Origin of the sequence: Flagellimonas halotolerans (genome assembly GCF_035818535.1) — a bacterium.
Classification (GTDB): Bacteria; Bacteroidota; Bacteroidia; order Flavobacteriales; family Flavobacteriaceae; genus Flagellimonas; species Flagellimonas halotolerans.
In genome coordinates this window covers 42,960-60,313 of sequence record NZ_JAYKYV010000008.1, presented here as the reverse complement: position 1 = coordinate 60,313, position 17,354 = coordinate 42,960, and the positions used below count along the sequence as shown (strand labels likewise).

The following is a 17,354-nucleotide window of genomic DNA, read 5'->3' as shown; positions in this document are numbered from 1 at the left end:
CTAAAAAAAATTCAACGCTATCAAATTTTATGTTTTTTTAACTAACCTATCTGGAACATTTGATTTAATTTACGTATTTGCTCCGGTCTTCCCAAAACAATCACCTTACTTTTTGGCTGTAATGCCATATCTGCCTCTGGATTGATGATATATTTTCCGTTCGGGTCTATGTAACCTATAATTGTACAGCCCGTTTTTCTTCGCAAGTCCAAATCCCTAAGGGAGCTACAGTCCATTTGACTGGTGAAGTCCTCGATTTCAACCTCTTCTAAATTTGTAGTATGTTCCCCTTCAATGGAGAGTTGATCTAAAAATGTGATCAAGTCGGGCATTACTACTAAAGAAGCCATATGGTCCCCACCAATTTTATCGGGCATAATTACTTTGTTCGCCCCAGCAAATTCCAGTTTTTTTATAGAAGTGACCTGAGACGCCCTACTTATTATGAACAGATTCTTGTTGAGCTGCCTTGCGGACAGTACTATAAAAAGGTTGGCCGCATCGTCGGGCACGGCGGTGATCAAATACTGTGCGCGATCGATACCGGCTTGCAGCAGCACCTCGTCCTCATTGGCATCGCCCTCCACAAACAATACATCATCTTCGTGCCTTTCAATGATCTCCTTATCTTTTTCAATAACAACAAAAGGCTTTTTGTAGGCAATCAGTTTTTCGGCGGCCTGCATGCCGTTTCTACCAAAACCGCAAACCACAACATGGTTTGAAAGACTATCTACTTGCTTCTTCACTTTTCTCTTTTTTAGTAGTTCCAGCGAATTCCTTCCCAAGATATACTCCGAAACCACAGAAATGGCAAAACCGAATATAAAAACACTGGTGACGATTAAAAATACGGTAAAAATCTTTGCATTGGCATCCAACGGCCTCACCTCCGAAAAGCCTACGGTAGTTACCGTAATAATGGTCATGTAAATGGCCTCTATCCAAGTAAAATCGGACAGCATTTTATAACCGAACACCCCAAACAAGAGCACCACAACCATTAAGGAAAGTGCCAATACTATTTTGGAGCGCATCAGTCTAATCATGATCAGAGGTCAAATACAGAGGTTCTTTTTGTATAGATCAGGTCCTTGATCCGAAGCCAGAATGCAATAAAAAGGTATAGGGCAAAACCAAAACCCAGGGTAACAAAGGTTAAATAGATAAAGCTTGTGCGCACCACACGGGCCCGAATGCCAAGCCGTTCCGCTATGCGCCGACAGACCTCAAAGCCTCTTTTTTGAAAGTAGTAAAGGGTATTGTAGAACAAAGACATGGCTAAAATTATGTATTTCTATTCAATAATTGTGTACCAATGGCGCATTGTATGCATTTATTTTTGGAGCAGCAATTAGTATAGAGCTCCAACTTTGCTTGACTTTCCAAAGCATTTTGTGTTGTTGGGCCTATTTTATCAAAATTTTTATGATGGAATTGTCTTCCCTGTCCAATTGCGAAACCCTAATAGTGGGAAAATTCAGTGGCCACAAGCCAAAAAACTCAGGTTTTGATAGATTCTCGGTCAAACCAAACTTACTGCACAAGTAGTTATATTCTTTTTTGAGTTGGAGACAATAGGAGTCCGAACAATCGTCAATATTCAAAAGTTCAAAAGCTGATTGGAAACATATTGTTGCACTTCCAAGGTGGGAATTTGGGAACCATCTTTTCTAAAAACAGCAATGTCATCCTCCCAAAACAACATGGAGAATGACATTGTCGTAATTTTCATCCGTTTTATGATGACGCACATACCAATCGGAAGATTTCAAGTGCATCTCCACATTACCGGCCCATAGCTGACCGTCGATTTCTACCTTGGCATTAAAAAAATCGGGGTCTGCATACATGTTTTGGATTCCCGTGGCCTTGATTGCGATGGCTTCGCCCTTACCGGCACACAGCTGTTTTGTTGGAAGCTTGTTGTGCTTCCAAATAAAATAAAGTAGGTCTTCTCGCATTGATTTGGGATAAATGGAGGCTTATTCTGCTACTTCGCCTTCCCACTCCATAAAGCCACCTTCCAAATTATATGCATTCTCGATCCCGATACTGTTCATTATGGCGCAGGCTTGTCCGCTACGGTTTCCTGATCGGCAGTAGACATAAAAGTTTTTGGACTTGTCCAGTTTTTCCACCTCGTCCAAAAATTCTTGACCCAAATAAATATCGATGTTCGTTGCTCCGGGAATGTATCCTTCTTCCACTTCTTCGGGGGTACGTACATCCAAAATAAAGGCGTTGTCATCATTTTCCAATTGCTCCGCCCATTCTTCTTGTGATAGATCTGACATTTTTTTCAATTTAAATTGGTACAAAAATAAAAATCCGAAGCATTACTCCGGATTTCTGGTTGTTTTATTTTTATCGTGGCTTATCTTATACCACATCCAATGGCTTTTGTCGTTGTAGGATTGATTTCATTACCTTCCAACATGGCGTCCACAGCATTTTCTACAAATTTTTCATCTACTTGCGAGGCATCTTGGTAATTATCATCAATGGCTCCAATATATTTTACCATATTTCCTGAATCTACTTTTTCCAACAAAAAAACGTGTGGGGTTCGAGTTGCTCCGTATTGGGGATATACTTTTTGCCCTTCATCGAACAAATAAGGAAAAGTGAAGCCTTTTTCGCCTGCGCGCTCTTTCATTTTAGCAAAACTGTCGCCGGGTTTGGCACTTGGGTTGTTCGGGTTAATGGCAATTACGGGTACCCCTTGGGGTTTATATTTGGTATCCAATGCTATTATCCTGTCCTCGTAAGCTTGCGCATACGGGCAGGTATTACAGGTAAAGATCACCAAAAAGCCTTTGGCCTTATCAAAATCTGACAAGGACACCATGGTTCCGTCCACGTTTTTCAAGGAGAAATCGGCAGCCATATCCCCAACTTCATAACCATTGTCCAAATTATGCTCGGTCGCGGCCTTGAATCCCATGGCAAAGGCCGCTACAAAAATCAACGCCAATGCCGACCATCCTAAAATCTTTGTTTTTTTCATAGTCGATTAGTTTATGAATGTATTCAACTCTTCGTTCAGCTCTTCGTACGTGAAACCACGTTCGTAAAAAGTTCGCTTGTCCTTATTATATATTAAGGTAGCAGGAATACCTCCGCCCCACTCTTCGGAAACTTTTGGAATCCAATCATTTTGTTTTGGGTCATCAAGTATTACCACTTCCGATTGGATTCCTTTATTTTCCACATAAGGTTCCAAGCGACTCTTCCACATACTGGGTATATCCAAATTTACCAATATCACTTTTACATTATTGTCCTTTTGCTCAGCATGCACCCTTTCAAAATAGGGCATTTCTTTAATACAAGGCTTACACCATGTGGCCCAAAAATTAATTATGTAGGTTTTATCATCTTTCTTGTGCAACAAAGGCTCAAGCTCTTTAAAGTCATAAACAGGGAACTTAACGGCTGCGGTAGCAATATCTTCTTGCGCAACAGTTAGTGTATCAGCCTTTTCTGCCACTTCTGTATCTTTCTTTTTCTTTTCGGTACATCCAAAAAAAATAAAAACCATCAACCCTAAAGCAAATAACCTATTCATTATGTGAATTTTACTTATTTAAAAATACACCCTGTAAATGCATTTTTTTATTCTTTAACAAAAATTTATCGGTATAATATTTGGTTCATCACCAAAAATCGATATACATTTGTATATACAAATATTGTTTATACATGAATGTGGAAGAAATTATTAAGACAACCCAAAAATTGTCCTTGGAAACCAAGACCATTATCCACATGACATTGGTTCATAACAAGAGTAATGAAGCCTTTGCCTCTGCACTGAAGCCCTTCGAGATTTCCATGCAACAATTTAATGTTCTTAGAATATTGAGAGGACAGAAGGACAAACCAGCCAACCTGTCCACTTTAAACGAGCGTATGGTAACCAAAATGAGCAATACCACTCGTTTGGTAGACAAATTGATCACCAAGGGATTTGTAAACCGATCGGTGTGCCCTTCAAACAGACGAAAAGTTGAAATTACCATAACAGCATCGGGGTTGGAGGCACTATCTAAAATGGACAAGGCCGTCTCGGAAGCAGAAAATGATATTGTAAAAAACCTCAACAAAGAAGATTTGGAACAATTAAATCAACTATTAGATAAATTTTAGACATAATGAGCAACATTTTAGAACATAGAACATGGCGTTATGCCACCAAAAAATTCGATACCACAAAAAAGGTATCGGACGAAAATCTGGAAACCCTTTTGGAAGCTACACGATTGAGTGCTTCCTCCTATGGATTGCAACCCTACCATGTTATTGTGGTATCTGACCAAAAAGTCAAGGAACAATTGAAACCTGCTTCGTGGAATCAATCACAGATTACAGATGCATCTCACATTATCGTATTTGCTAATGCCACTGAGTTCGGGGAGGAATTGGTCGACGACTATTTGACCAATGTGAGTGAAACCAGAAATATCCCCGAGGAAGGATTAAAAGGATATTCCGACTTTATGAAATCCAAATTGATAGATCTTCCAACAGAGACTAAAAGCAATTGGACCGCTAGACAGGCATATATTGCTTTCGGCAATTTGATGCAGGCCGCGGCGGAATTAAAGATCGACACCTGCCCCATGGAAGGTTTTGAATCTGACAAATACAATGAGATTTTAGGACTAGAGGATAAAAACCTCAACGCAGCAGTTGTTTTGGCCGTGGGTTATCGTTCCGCAGAAGATGAAACACAACATTTGCCCAAAGTGAGAAAATCCAAAGAAGAATTATTTACGCTTATATAAATTTTAACCCTTAACAATTAAAACAGAAATTTAACACAATCATGAAAAAGACAATTTTAAGTTTAACATTGGTCACCCTATTTAGTGCCTCTGCCATTGCCAACCCAATCGAAAAAGAAACCAAAGAAGTAAAAACTTCTGAAAGCACCGTAATCTGGAAAGGTTATAAAGTAGGTGGTTCCCACAATGGAACCATCAGCCTTGAATCTGGTACTCTGGAATTTGACGGCGAAAAATTGGTTGGTGGTAACTTTGTAGTGGATATGTCAAGTATCAACACCCAAGATTTGGAAGGTGAGTACAAAGACAAATTGGATGGGCACCTTAAGTCCGACGACTTTTTCGGTACTGCCGACCACCCGACCGCCTCATTGGTTTTCACTAAAGTGAAATCAACAGGGAAAAATTCATACGAGGTAAAAGGAGACCTTACCATTAAAGGTACTACCGAGCCCATAACTTTCGATGTTTCCGTTTATGGGGACAAAGCAACTGCTACGTTGAAAGTGGACAGAACCAAGTACGATGTAAAATACGGATCTGGGATTATTGGTACCGCCAAGGACAAATTGATATATGATGAATTTGATTTGGTAGTTGACCTACAGATGTAATCAACACCAGTTTAGTGTGTGAAAATCCCGTCCTAGAAATTCTTGGACGGGATTTTCTATTTTAAACAAAACATTGTTGTCCCGTTAAAAATTCCTCCCTATATTTGAACCAATGATTAACGGAACAGTAAATATCTGGTGGTGGACAAACTTACGTCGAATGTCGTGAGCTAAGTCCCCATTATTATCATATAAGAGGCTTGTCATCGCGACAAGCCTTTTTCATTTTATAGAGCTAATATGAAATACGAATTAAAAACACATTACAAAAAAATTCTCGCGGACACCATTACGCCCGTAAGCGTTTACCTAAAAATCAGGGACAAATTCCCCAACAGCATCCTTTTGGAAAGTAGCGACTACCATGCCAACGACAACAGTTTTTCGTACATCTGCTGCAATCCCATTGCCTCCATTAAAGTAGCTAACGAAATTATTTCTCAAGAATTTCCCGATGGCACAAAAGAAGTTGCCAAAATTACACCTGACACCGATGTAACAGAAGTAATCCACAACTTTAGCAAGCAATTTAAAACGTCGCAAAACGGTTTTAAATTTATTTACAACGGACTGTTCGGGTATATGGCCTACGATGCCGTCCGCTATTTTGAGGATGTAGCAATATCCAAAAAGGATGATTCTGCCAATATTCCCGATATTTACTATGCGGTGTACCAGAACATCATTGCCATCAATCATTTTAAGAATGAAGCCTATTTGTTCGCGCATTGTTACAACTCAGAAAGCAATGTGGATGAAATGGAGCAGCTTTTTAATGTACGCACCTTTTCATCATACAATTTCAACAAGGAAGGAGCACCAGAATCCAACCTTAAAGATGAAGATTACAAGGAACAAGTGGAGTTGGCCAAAAAGCATTGTCAGCGAGGTGATGTTTTCCAGTTGGTACTTTCCAGAAGATTCAAACAAAAATTCAAGGGAGATGAATTCAATGTTTATAGAGCACTGCGTTCCATAAATCCATCCCCATACCTATTCTATTTTGATTACGGTGACTTTAAAATATTCGGTAGTTCTCCGGAAGCGCAGCTTATCGTAAAAGAAGGTAAAGCCGAGATACACCCCATTGCCGGGACCTATAAACGTACCGGCAACGATGAAAAAGATGCTGAACTGGCAAAAAAATTGGCACAGGACGAAAAAGAAAACAGCGAGCACGTAATGTTGGTGGATTTGGCTCGAAACGACCTCAGCCGCAACGGAAATACCGTAAAAGTGGAAACTTATCGAGAAGTACAGTATTTCTCCCACGTCATCCATTTGGTGTCCAAAGTAACCGGGCAAAAGAAAAAGAACAGCACCACCATGAAGGTAGTCGCCGACACCTTCCCGGCAGGAACATTGAGTGGAGCGCCAAAACATATGGCCATACAGCTCATTGAAAAATACGAAAAAACGGGTCGTTCTTATTATGGTGGGGCCATCGGGTTTATGGATTTTGAAGGCAATTTTAACCACGCCATTATGATCCGAACCTTTTTGAGCAAGGATCACGAACTGTATTACCAAGCTGGAGCAGGTTTGGTAGCTGCCTCCAACCCGGACGATGAACTCCAAGAAACCTACAATAAATTGGGCGCATTGACCAAAGCGCTGGAAATTGCCGAAACAATCTAAGCATGGAAAGAAAGATTTTAATGATAGACAATTACGATAGCTTCACCTACAACTTGGTGCACTATCTGGAGGATTTGGATTGCGAGGTTACCGTAAAACGGAACGACCAACTTACTTTGGACGAAGTAGAACCCTTTGACTATGTGGTTTTGTCTCCTGGACCAGGAATTCCCGATGAAGCAGGACTTTTGAAGGAAATTATAAAAACCTACGCCCCCACCAAACGTATTTTTGGGGTTTGCTTGGGGCTGCAAGCCATAGGCGAAGTGTTCGGAGGCACATTGGTGAACTTGGACCAAGTTTATCACGGAGTGGATACCACCATAACCGTCACTAAAGACGACCCTATTTACAAGGACATGCCAAAAACGCTTCAAGTGGGAAGGTATCATTCTTGGGTAGTTGATACTGATTTGCCGGAGGTATTGGAGACCACTGCGGTGGACGAGAACGGACAAATTATGTCCCTTCGACATAAAGAATACAAGGTGACCGCTGTACAGTTTCATCCAGAATCGGTTTTAACACCCGAAGGAAAACAAATGCTAAAAAATTGGTTGGAAAGCTAGGGATAAGTCATTCCTGCAAAAAACAGGAATCCAAAACAAAAATGAAACTGGTTCCCAAATTAAATGCGGAATGACAGACCGAGCAAAAACGAGTGTCTTTCCCACGAAAGTGGGAATCCAAAATAATAACAAATAGATTCCTGCTGGAGTTTGTGCCGAGCAAGGCCAAAGTGCAGGATTGACAAAGAAGAACAATGAAAGAGACATTAAATAAACTCATCAATCACGAAATTCTCCCCAAGGAAGAAGCCAAGCAGGTTTTGGTAAACATTGCCAAAGGAGAATACAACACCTCACAAATTGCGGCTTTCCTCACCGTGTACATGATGCGGAGCGTGACCATTGAAGAACTGGAAGGCTTTCGCGATGCCCTTTTGGAACTTTGCTTGGCCGTTGACCTTGCTGAATACGACCCAATCGACCTGTGCGGAACGGGCGGTGACGGCAAGGATACTTTCAACATTTCTACTTTGGCCTCTTTTGTGACAGCCGGAGCTGGAATTCATGTGACCAAACACGGAAATTACGGGGTTTCCTCCAAATGTGGTAGTAGCAATGTAATGGAATTCTTGGGCATCAAATTCAGTAATAAGGCTGATTTTCTAAAGAAAACCATCGAGGAAGCTGGTATTTGTGTATTGCACGCCCCACTCTTCCACCCCGCCATGAAAAATGTGGCTCCCATCCGAAGGGAGTTGGCGGTGAAAACATTTTTCAATATGTTGGGACCTATGGTAAACCCTGCATTTCCAAAAAATCAAATGGTAGGAGTATTTAATCTGGAATTGGCCAGAATGTATGGATACCTCTATCAAAACACAGATAAAAAGTTCACCATCTTAAATGCGTTGGATGGGTATGATGAAATCTCGTTGACGGGTGACACCAAGACCATTTCCAACAATACCGAAGCCATATTGAAGCCTACTGATTTTGGGGTGGATAAAGTTTCACAACAAGATATTGTCGGTGGTGAAGATGTGGCAGATTCAGCTCAGATATTCATGAATATTTTGCAAGGAAAAGGCACCGATGCCCAAAATAACGTGGTTTGCGCCAATGCAGGGGTAGCCATTGCCACCGTGAAGGGCATTACCCCAAAAGAAGGTTTTGAAAAAGCAAAGGAATCGTTGCTTAGTGGCAAAGGTTTACAAGCTTTAAAAAAATTACAGGAATTGAGTAAAAAGTAAAAACAAGCTAATTGTCGTTCCTGTGAAAGGAGGAGTCAATAAAAAAATAGATCCCGTATCAGGTGTGGGATAACAAAAACAACATGAACATACTAGACAAAATAGTAGCCGATAAACGCCAAGAAGTCGATTTAAAAAAATCGCTGATCACCCTGACCCAATTGGAGGCCTCGGTAATGATGGAGCGCACCTCCGTCTCCTTGGCAGAAGTATTGCGTAAGAGCAACTCGGGCATTATAGCCGAACACAAACGCCGTTCCCCTTCCAAATCCGTTATCAACCAAAATTTGAGCGTACAGGACGTAGCCAAAGGGTATACCGATGCAGGGGCCTGTGGCATGTCCGTACTTACCGATGGCAAATACTTTGGAGGCTCGTTGGATGATCTGGTTCTGGCAAGGGCATCCACCAACATTCCCATTTTGCGAAAAGAGTTCATCATAGATGAATATCAAATCGTGGAAGCCAAAGCTTACGGTGCAGACGTAATTTTGTTGATTGCTGCTATTTTATCCAAAGAAGAAATAAAAACCTTGTCCAAATTGGCCAAAGATCTAGGACTGGATGTATTGCTTGAAGTACACAACGAAGAAGAACTCGAAAAGTCCCTAATGCCGAGTTTGGACATCTTGGGAGTAAACAACCGCAACCTCAAAACTTTTGAAGTTGATTTGGACATCAGCAAATCATTGTCGATTAAAATACCTGATGATTTTGTGAAAGTCTCCGAGAGCGGCATTAGTTCGGTTGAGGCCATTCGGGATTTAAAAGCGTTTGGCTATAAAGGCTTTTTGATCGGGGAAAATTTTATGAAGACGGACAATCCGGGTGAAAATGCAAAAAAATTTATTGATAAGATAATCGTATAAACGATATTTCGACGACGCCCAATCTGACAGTTCGAAAGAGAAAAGAACAGCACTATGAAAATAAAAATCTGCGGCATGAACCACAATCCAACCGAGGCGGCAAAATTGCTGCCCGATTATTTGGGGTTTATTTTCTGGGAGCCATCCTCTCGATATTTTTCGGGAGAAATGCCAGTATTGCCCAGTTCCATTAAAAAAGTGGGCGTTTTTGTGGATGCGCCTTTGGAAGAGGTTTTGGAAAGAGTAAAGAAGTATGAATTGAATGCTGTACAACTCCACGGGAAGGAAAATGCCGAGTATTGCAAAGCATTAAAAGACAGCTTTCTGTCATTTCGAGCGCAGTCGAGAAATCAAAAGGAATCAAACGAAAATGTGGTCTCGACTGCGCTAGACCTGACAAAGCTGAAGATCATTAAAGTATTCTCCATCAAGGATGATTTTGATTTTGATCTATTGAAAGATTATGAAGAGGATTGCGATTATTTTCTTTTTGACACCAAAGGAAAGCTTCCGGGCGGCAATGGCTATGCGTTTGACTGGTCGGTTTTGGAAAACTACCCATCCAACAAACCCTACTTTTTAAGTGGTGGCATTGGATTGGATTCCAAAGAAAAATTACAAGAGTTTTTAAACAGTCCCGCTTCCAAAAACTGTTTCGCCATTGATGTGAACAGTAAATTTGAACGAGCACCCGGATTAAAAAATATAGAAGACTTAAAAATATTCATTGAATCGCTAGAGAGCGGTCGCAACTAAAAAAATAAATCTATGAAGAGTTATCATGCTGATGAACGGGGATATTACGGAGAGTTTGGGGGAGCATTTATCCCCGAAATGTTATATCCCAATTGCGAGGAGCTAAGACAAAACTACCTTAGCATCATGGAAGAACCTTCGTTCAAGGAAGAGTTTCACCAATTGCTAAAAGATTATGTGGGCAGGCCTACACCACTTTATTTCGCCAACCGTCTATCCGAAAAATATAACACGAAAATCTATCTGAAACGGGAAGATTTGTGCCATACCGGAGCCCATAAAGTCAACAACACCATTGGCCAGATTCTGATGGCCAAAAAATTAGGCAAAAACCGAATTATTGCTGAAACAGGTGCTGGACAACATGGTGTGGCAACAGCTACCGTTTGTGCCCTTATGGGGATTGAGTGCATTGTATACATGGGTGAGATTGATATTGCCCGCCAAGCCCCGAACGTAGCACGAATGAAAATGTTGGGGGCCGAGGTTAGACCGGCCACATCGGGCAGTAAAACCTTGAAAGATGCCACCAACGAAGCGATTCGCGACTGGATTAACAATCCCGTGGACACGCATTACATTATTGGTTCCGTAGTAGGGCCTCACCCCTATCCTGACATGGTGTCCCGCTTTCAATCCGTGATTTCCGAAGAAATCAAAAATCAACTTCGGGAAAAAGAAGGTCGCGAAAAACCTGATTATGTGGTAGCCTGTGTAGGTGGTGGAAGTAATGCTGCGGGTGCGTTCTACCATTATCTGGATACTCCGGACGTAGGTATTATTGCCGTGGAAGCTGCAGGAAAAGGCATTGATTCTGGTGAAAGTGCTGCCACTTCCGCTTTGGGCAAAGTAGGCATTATCCATGGTAGTAAAACCTTGTTGATGCAGACCCAAGATGGGCAGATTACAGAACCCTACTCCATTTCGGCAGGATTGGATTACCCGGGTGTTGGGCCCATGCATGCACATTTGTACGCGTCTGGCAGGGGTGAATTTATTTCCATTACCGATGATGATGCTATGAAGGCCGGTTTGGAGCTTTGTAAACTAGAGGGTATCATACCAGCAATAGAAACTTCCCATGCCCTCGCCATTTTTGAAGAAAGGAAGTTTAATCCAGATGATGTGGTGGTGGTCAACCTATCCGGGCGTGGCGACAAAGATTTGCAGAACTATATTGATTATTTTAAGTTATAATTTAATGTCCATTCCTGCGAAAGCAGGAATCCAATGAAAAATTAAAATGAACAGGATCAAACAAAAACTACAAGAGGACAAAAAAATTCTCTCCATATACTTTTCGGCAGGTTATCCCAATTTGAACGATACCGTAAAAATCATCGAAGATTTAGAAAAAAGCGGGGTCGACCTCATCGAAATAGGACTGCCGTTCAGTGACCCTTTGGCCGATGGACCGACCATACAAGAAAGTTCCACAGCTGCCCTTAAAAATGGAATGAACACGGTATTACTCTTTGAACAACTGGAAGATATCCGCAAATCGGTCAACATTCCTTTGATCCTAATGGGTTATTTCAACCCCGTGCTTCAATATGGCGTGGAGGAATTCTGCGCTAAATGTGAAGAAATTGGTATTGATGGACTCATTCTGCCCGATCTGCCCTTGGATGAATATCAAGAGGAATACGAAGCCATTTTCAAAAAACATGGACTGATCAACGTCTTTTTAATCACCCCGCAAACGAGCGACGAGCGTATCAAAGCTATTGATGATGCCTCCGAAGGTTTTATTTATATGGTAAGTTCTGCGAGCACCACCGGTGCCAAACAAGGTTTTGGAGCGGAACAATCAGCCTATTTTGAGCGTATTGCCAATATGCAGTTGAAAAACCCTCAAATTGTTGGGTTTGGCATTAGCAATGCCGAAACTTTTGAGCAAGCGACTAAAAAAACCAAAGGAGCTATCATTGGTTCGGCTTTCATCAAACATATAACAGCAAATGGAGTGGATGGTATTAGTGACTTTGTGAAGCAAATTCGTTAAATTTCAGCTTTTAAAATCAACGCTGATCTGTCTCATGAAAAAAACACTATCCCTAGTTTGCCTATCCCTTACTTTTTCCCTTTTCGCGCAGGATGATGTAGCCGTAAAATCGCAAGTGGCCGATGCCATTAACGAAATTCGGGAATTTATCGCCATTCCCAACGACGCTTTGGATGCTGCTGATATAGATCGCAACATCATGTGGTTGAAGCGTAAATTTGGTGATAGAGGCTTCAATACTGCCGTTTTGGACACAGAAGGGCTTCCCCTGTTTTTTGCGGCCACGCCAGTGAGCGGTGAAAAACCCACCATACTCATTTACATGCATTTTGATGGGCAATCCGTAGACCCATCCAAATGGGACCAACCCAATCCCTATCAAGTGGTTTTAAAAAAGCCCAGCGATGATACTTTTGAAACGGTTTCTTTTGATGAACTGGGGGATGACATTAATTACAACTGGCGCTTGTTCGGACGGTCAACTTCTGATGATAAATCGCCTATTGTGATGCTCTTGAACGCCATGGATTTGTTAAAGAAAGATGGCAAAGAAATTCCTTTTAACATAAAAGTGATTTTGGACAGTGAAGAGGAAAAGAGCAGCAAACCCTTACCAGCTGCCGTTAAGCAGTACCGCGAACTATTGGAATCCGATTTTTTGATGATCGTGGACGGACCTGTTCATGCTTCGGAAAACCCAACGGTGGTTTATGGATGTCGAGGCATCACCACCTTGACACTCACCACCTATGGCCCCATTAAACCTCAACACAGTGGACATTACGGCAATTATGCACCAAACCCCGGGTTTCAGTTGGCACAGTTGCTGGCCACCATGAAAGATACCGAAGGTAGGGTGACCATTCCCGGCTATTACGATGGTATTTCCATTGACGGAAAAACCGATTCCATACTAAAAAGTGTTCCTGATAGTGACGAGGCGATTGCTGAAAAACTTCAGTTTAAAACTGCCGAAAAAGTGGGCGGTTATTATCAAGAGGCTTTACAATACCCATCCCTGAACATTCGTGGATTGGGCTCGGGCTGGGTCGGTGACAAAGCACGGACCATTGTTCCCGAAAGTGCTATCGCTGAACTAGATTTGAGATTGGTAGTAGAGAGTGATGGAAACCATCTTAAAAACTTGGTAAAGGACCATATCACCAAGCAGGGATACATAGTATTGAATCATATTCCTTCCAAAGAAGAGCGTATGCAGTTTGATAAAATTGTAACCGTGGAAGAAGGTAGCGTTACAGATGCCTTCCGAACCGATTTGGACAATCCTTATGGTAAATTTATTGTGAACACCTTGAATCAAAGTTTTGGTAAAGAAGTGATTCAGATACGCACTATGGGCGGTACAGTACCGATTTCACCATTTATCAATGAATTGAAGATTCCCGCGTTTATAGTTCCCGTTGTAAACCCCGATAACAACCAGCACAGCCCCAACGAGAACATCAAAATTGGGCAGTTGGCCTATGGCATTAAGGCGTTTTATGGGATTCTTTCTTCTGAAATGAATTAAAAAAACTCCCGATACTGCATCACCCTAAAATCAAGGGTATTGAAATCAGGGTTTTTGTTTTTTAACTCTTTGTAGGCCTGTAAACTTCCAACAGCACGATTGGCAGCTCCCGAAGGCGCCGTCAATGAAACGGTTTTGACCGTCCTCGACTGCGCTCGAACTGACATTGGACTTAAATCAAAGGGCAATTCCAAATGATGGATTCGGGGTACTTCATTGGAGACAACTTTTAATTTTAGACCATATTCCTTTAACTGTCTGCGAAAGAAATATTCCGGGCCATTTTTGCTGTTACCGCCCATGAATAAAACGGTTTGGATGTTGGGATGTGCTTGCAAATAACCGACCAAATCACGAAGTTCCACATTTTGCATCCCCAAATCGGAGGCATCAATTTTTTCGCGTTCTGCACTTTCCACAATATCGCAGACTCCAATTTTGTTCTTGATCAAAAAATGCTTGCGTTGCACAACCGCTTCATTTGTGGTTTCATATTTCAGCCCCAAATCGAAGATTCTATCTAAAATGGGCCAAAGTTGTCCATTGCAACTGCCATAACAGAAATCAACATCTTGTGGCTTCAGCGCTCTTGTTGTAAAACGGGGTGGCGGCAAAGTGCCCACAATCAATTTAGTGGCTTCGGACAACAAAAAGGGTTCGTAGGGATGGATGTGTTTAAAAAGTTGCGAACTCAAAATTGAAAATATTCCGTGTTTGGGTAATAATAAACAATCAGTATGATGCTTTTAAATTTTGCACCATACTGGTTGCCATTATTAGATTCGAGAAGAAATCAGGGACTAAGCCGAGTTCCTACTTGCATTGATGTTTCCGTAGAGGGAACGGGTCACGATTTTCTCATACAGTTCTTTGTATTCTGAATTTTGGGTGATATGGTACAGGGCATTTTGCTGAATCACCAACAATGGTAATACAATTTTTTCCCTGATTTTTACCGATTCCCTCGAAACGGCTTCATCTTCCATCAGAATTTTTAGACCAGAAATCTGTAACAACATTTTTTTGGACAATTGAAATTCATCGTAAAGGATATTCCAGAAATCGCCAAACTCGGGGTCATCTTTCATATAACTGGTCAAATCAAAGTTGGTTTTGGCCAAGGACATCATACTGTTTAGCATTAACGCTTTAAAAAAAGGTACTTCTTTGTAGAGCTTTTTCACCTCGTTCAATCGTCCTTCCTCTTTTAACTGCATTATGGCGGAACCCAAACCAAAATAACCAGGGACATTCTGTTTTAACTGGCTCCAAGAACCTACAAATGAAATGGCTCTAAGATCGGACAAAGTCAGTTGCTTTTTGTTGCCCCGTTTCCCCGGTCTACTGCCAATATTGGCCTTGGTGTAATATTTTAGCGTACTCCTGTTTTCCAAATACGGAATAAATTTATCGTGCTGCTTTAACGCATCATACTTTGTAAAACTTAGTTCGGAAAGTTCTTCAATAAGTTTACGTTGCGCTGCAGAAATCGTGTGTTCCTTGCCAAAAAGGTTATTGCTGAGCCCCGCGGTAAGCAACTGTTCGGAATTGTGAATAAACTGCTCCTTGGTTCCGTAGGTACTGGTAATGGTCTGCCCTTGAATGGTAAGCTGAATCTCGTGATTGGCCACATCCTTGGTCTGGGCCGCGTAGAACCTATGGGTCTTACCTCCACCCCTTGCCGGTGGTCCTCCCCTACCATCAAAGAAAATGGCACTGATCCCATTTTTCTTGCAGACCTTGCTCAGGGTTTCTTTGGTCTTCAAAATGGACCAGTTGGCTTTTAAATACCCTCCATCTTTGGTGCCATCGGAAAAGCCGAGCATTATGGTATGAATATCTCTTCTTCGCTCCAAGTGCTGTCTGTATTGTGGTATATCGAACAGGGTTTGCATCACTTCTTCGGAAGCATCCATACCGTTCATGGTCTCGAACAATGGAACAATATCAAAAGTGATTTCCTTCTCGTCCCAACCGCACCATCTGAACAACCCAAATACGAACAACACGGAAAAAATATCTTCCGAATTACTGATGATGTAGCGGTTACATCCGTCTTCACCGTTTTTGTCTTGAATTGCTTTTAAATTTTGAATGTTGAGAATGGTATCTTTTACAATGTCATCATCAAAATCCTTCGGATCAAGTTTGTAATCGCCTTGGAGCAATAAATCCACCAACTCCTTTTCCTTGAGTTCATCCAAACTTTCCTTGATGGCTCCTTGCTTTTTAAGCACGGTTTCCACCACCAATTTATGTTTGCTGTGATCTTGACGGATATCCAAGGTTGCAAAATGTGTTTTAAAAATGTGGACCTTATCTATAAACTGATCCAACTCATCCAAATATAAGCCATGATAATGTTCGATCAACTCTTCTCTCACCGCACCTAAATGCTCAATAATGCCTTCGTAGGAAATTGGTGCATTGGGATCAAACATGGCCTGGTACATTTTACCGCTCAACGCATTAAGGTGACCCTGCATGCCTTTAAATGTCAACTTTTTGCGAAGATCCTTCAACTCGTTGTAGTAGCACTTCATTAGGGTGAGCCTGAGTTCGTCTGCCACTTGTTTGGTAATATCGGCCGTTACAAATGGGTTTCCATCTCGGTCACCCCCTGGCCAAAAACCAAGCTTCATAAGGTTGTAGTTCTCAAACTTTTCATCCTTAATGTTGCTTTTTACATATTGATAAAGTTCTCCAACTGCATCATAATAGGTATTACGAAGAATGTAGATGATATTTTTTGCCTCATCCAAGGGCGTAGGTTTTTTTGCATTGATCAAAGAGGTCAAACCCAATTGTTGAAGGGTCACATCAATATCATGGATTCTATCTTCATCAATCAACGAGCGTAGCTCTGCGATGATATCCAAAACAGCTGGGGTGTAAAACTGTGTGGGGTGCGCCGTTAAAACAATACGCGCACTAAAGGTCGATAATTTTTTGGAGACCTTGTCCCAGTTTTTGGTACGGTTTACCAACTCAAAATAATCCTTGATGGTCAACGAACTACTGTACTCCTGAAGTTTGGGAAATGCGGAATCTTCCACACTATCGTACAACACCACTTGACGCTCTACATATTGTACAATTCTGAACATAAAATCCAATCGTTCCCGTTCGTCCTGAATATCCACAAAATTGGAGAAAAAGACCTCCAGAATCTCTTGGGGTTCTTTTCCTGCCTTTAGACCTTTCTCGCACTGATCGAGCAAAAGCGGGATAAGAATCCCCACATTTTCCACATTCTTATAGGGCAAGCTTAGGAAAAGGCTGTTATAGATATTGAACTTATTGGTTACCGATTTTTTAAACTCTTCTAACCGTTTAGTCTGCTGCATGAATTTGGTTTATGTTAGTGTTAAAAATAGACAAACACCCAAAGG

Annotated in this window: 20 protein-coding genes; 11 read left to right on the top strand and 9 right to left on the bottom strand. The window is 41.5% G+C overall.

The features are described from left to right. Positions 1 to 41: 41 nt before the first annotated feature. The 7 genes from VM932_RS10950 to VM932_RS10920 form a co-directional block, all read right to left on the bottom strand. Positions 42 to 1,049 carry a potassium channel family protein gene (locus VM932_RS10950; RefSeq protein WP_326278843.1) on the bottom strand — a complete coding sequence of 336 codons (1,008 nt, stop codon included), beginning with the start codon at positions 1,047 to 1,049 and terminating at the stop codon, positions 42 to 44. A gap of 2 nt (positions 1,050 to 1,051) precedes the next feature. Then, positions 1,052 to 1,279: a PspC domain-containing protein gene (locus VM932_RS10945; RefSeq protein WP_014033469.1), complete on the bottom strand. Its 228-nt coding sequence runs from the start codon at positions 1,277 to 1,279 to the stop codon at positions 1,052 to 1,054. Between the two features lie 130 nt (positions 1,280 to 1,409). Next, positions 1,410 to 1,607 (bottom strand): DUF2851 family protein, encoded by a 198-nt coding sequence (locus VM932_RS10940; protein ID WP_326278842.1) that lies wholly within the window; start codon positions 1,605 to 1,607, stop codon positions 1,410 to 1,412. A gap of 81 nt (positions 1,608 to 1,688) precedes the next feature. Next, complete coding sequence (locus VM932_RS10935; protein ID WP_326278841.1) at positions 1,689 to 1,964, bottom strand: DUF2851 family protein; 276 nt, start codon at positions 1,962 to 1,964, stop codon at positions 1,689 to 1,691. Between the two features lie 21 nt (positions 1,965 to 1,985). Further along, positions 1,986 to 2,297 carry a rhodanese-like domain-containing protein gene (locus VM932_RS10930; RefSeq protein WP_293168633.1) on the bottom strand — a complete coding sequence of 104 codons (312 nt, stop codon included), beginning with the start codon at positions 2,295 to 2,297 and terminating at the stop codon, positions 1,986 to 1,988. 80 nt (positions 2,298 to 2,377) lie between these two features. Continuing rightward, entirely contained in the window at positions 2,378 to 3,010 is a 633-nt protein-coding gene (locus VM932_RS10925; protein WP_326278840.1) for a thioredoxin family protein, read from the bottom strand. A 6-nt stretch (positions 3,011 to 3,016) separates the two neighbouring features. Next, positions 3,017 to 3,571, bottom strand: coding sequence for a TlpA disulfide reductase family protein (locus VM932_RS10920; RefSeq protein ID WP_326278839.1), 555 nt, complete (start codon positions 3,569 to 3,571; stop codon positions 3,017 to 3,019). 134 nt (positions 3,572 to 3,705) lie between these two features. On the opposite strand from VM932_RS10920, the gene VM932_RS10915 reads away from it, so the two are divergent. The 11 genes from VM932_RS10915 to VM932_RS10865 all read left to right on the top strand — a co-directional run bounded on the left by VM932_RS10915 (position 3,706) and on the right by VM932_RS10865 (position 13,962). Next, complete coding sequence (locus tag VM932_RS10915) at positions 3,706 to 4,152, top strand: MarR family winged helix-turn-helix transcriptional regulator (RefSeq protein WP_326278838.1); 447 nt, start codon at positions 3,706 to 3,708, stop codon at positions 4,150 to 4,152. Positions 4,153 to 4,157: 5 nt separating this feature from the next. Continuing rightward, the gene (locus VM932_RS10910) at positions 4,158 to 4,790 is read left to right on the top strand and encodes an NAD(P)H-dependent oxidoreductase (protein WP_326278837.1); all 633 of its coding nucleotides are present in this window, start codon (positions 4,158 to 4,160) and stop codon (positions 4,788 to 4,790) included. A 41-nt stretch (positions 4,791 to 4,831) separates the two neighbouring features. Further along, a complete protein-coding gene (locus tag VM932_RS10905) occupies positions 4,832 to 5,404 on the top strand; it encodes a YceI family protein (RefSeq protein WP_326278836.1) in 573 nt (190 codons plus the stop codon). A gap of 240 nt (positions 5,405 to 5,644) precedes the next feature. Next, positions 5,645 to 7,042 (top strand): anthranilate synthase component I family protein, encoded by a 1,398-nt coding sequence (locus VM932_RS10900; protein WP_326278835.1) that lies wholly within the window; start codon positions 5,645 to 5,647, stop codon positions 7,040 to 7,042. A gap of 2 nt (positions 7,043 to 7,044) precedes the next feature. Next, positions 7,045 to 7,611: an anthranilate synthase component II gene (locus VM932_RS10895; RefSeq protein ID WP_326278834.1), complete on the top strand. Its 567-nt coding sequence runs from the start codon at positions 7,045 to 7,047 to the stop codon at positions 7,609 to 7,611. A 194-nt stretch (positions 7,612 to 7,805) separates the two neighbouring features. Continuing rightward, on the top strand, positions 7,806 to 8,801 hold the full coding sequence (gene trpD / locus VM932_RS10890; protein ID WP_326278833.1) for an anthranilate phosphoribosyltransferase: 996 nt from the start codon (positions 7,806 to 7,808) through the stop codon (positions 8,799 to 8,801). Between the two features lie 83 nt (positions 8,802 to 8,884). Beyond that, positions 8,885 to 9,670, top strand: a complete 786-nt coding sequence (gene trpC, locus VM932_RS10885) for an indole-3-glycerol phosphate synthase TrpC (RefSeq protein WP_326278832.1) — start codon at positions 8,885 to 8,887, stop codon at positions 9,668 to 9,670. A gap of 54 nt (positions 9,671 to 9,724) precedes the next feature. Then, positions 9,725 to 10,426, top strand: a complete 702-nt coding sequence (locus VM932_RS10880; RefSeq protein ID WP_326278831.1) for a phosphoribosylanthranilate isomerase — start codon at positions 9,725 to 9,727, stop codon at positions 10,424 to 10,426. 12 nt (positions 10,427 to 10,438) lie between these two features. Further along, positions 10,439 to 11,623 carry a tryptophan synthase subunit beta gene (gene trpB / locus VM932_RS10875; protein ID WP_326278830.1) on the top strand — a complete coding sequence of 395 codons (1,185 nt, stop codon included), beginning with the start codon at positions 10,439 to 10,441 and terminating at the stop codon, positions 11,621 to 11,623. Between the two features lie 46 nt (positions 11,624 to 11,669). Further along, positions 11,670 to 12,431 (top strand): tryptophan synthase subunit alpha, encoded by a 762-nt coding sequence (gene trpA / locus VM932_RS10870; RefSeq protein WP_326278829.1) that lies wholly within the window; start codon positions 11,670 to 11,672, stop codon positions 12,429 to 12,431. A 34-nt stretch (positions 12,432 to 12,465) separates the two neighbouring features. After that, entirely contained in the window at positions 12,466 to 13,962 is a 1,497-nt protein-coding gene (locus tag VM932_RS10865) for a M20/M25/M40 family metallo-hydrolase (RefSeq protein WP_326278828.1), read from the top strand. Here VM932_RS10865 and VM932_RS10860 read toward each other — a convergent pair. Both VM932_RS10860 and VM932_RS10855 read right to left on the bottom strand, forming a co-directional pair. Further along, positions 13,959 to 14,657, bottom strand: coding sequence for a uracil-DNA glycosylase family protein (locus tag VM932_RS10860; RefSeq protein WP_326278827.1), 699 nt, complete (start codon positions 14,655 to 14,657; stop codon positions 13,959 to 13,961). The genes VM932_RS10865 and VM932_RS10860 overlap by 4 nt on opposite strands. A 105-nt stretch (positions 14,658 to 14,762) precedes the next feature. Further along, on the bottom strand, positions 14,763 to 17,309 hold the full coding sequence (locus VM932_RS10855) for a phosphoenolpyruvate carboxylase (protein ID WP_326278826.1): 2,547 nt from the start codon (positions 17,307 to 17,309) through the stop codon (positions 14,763 to 14,765). Positions 17,310 to 17,354 lie beyond the last annotated feature (45 nt).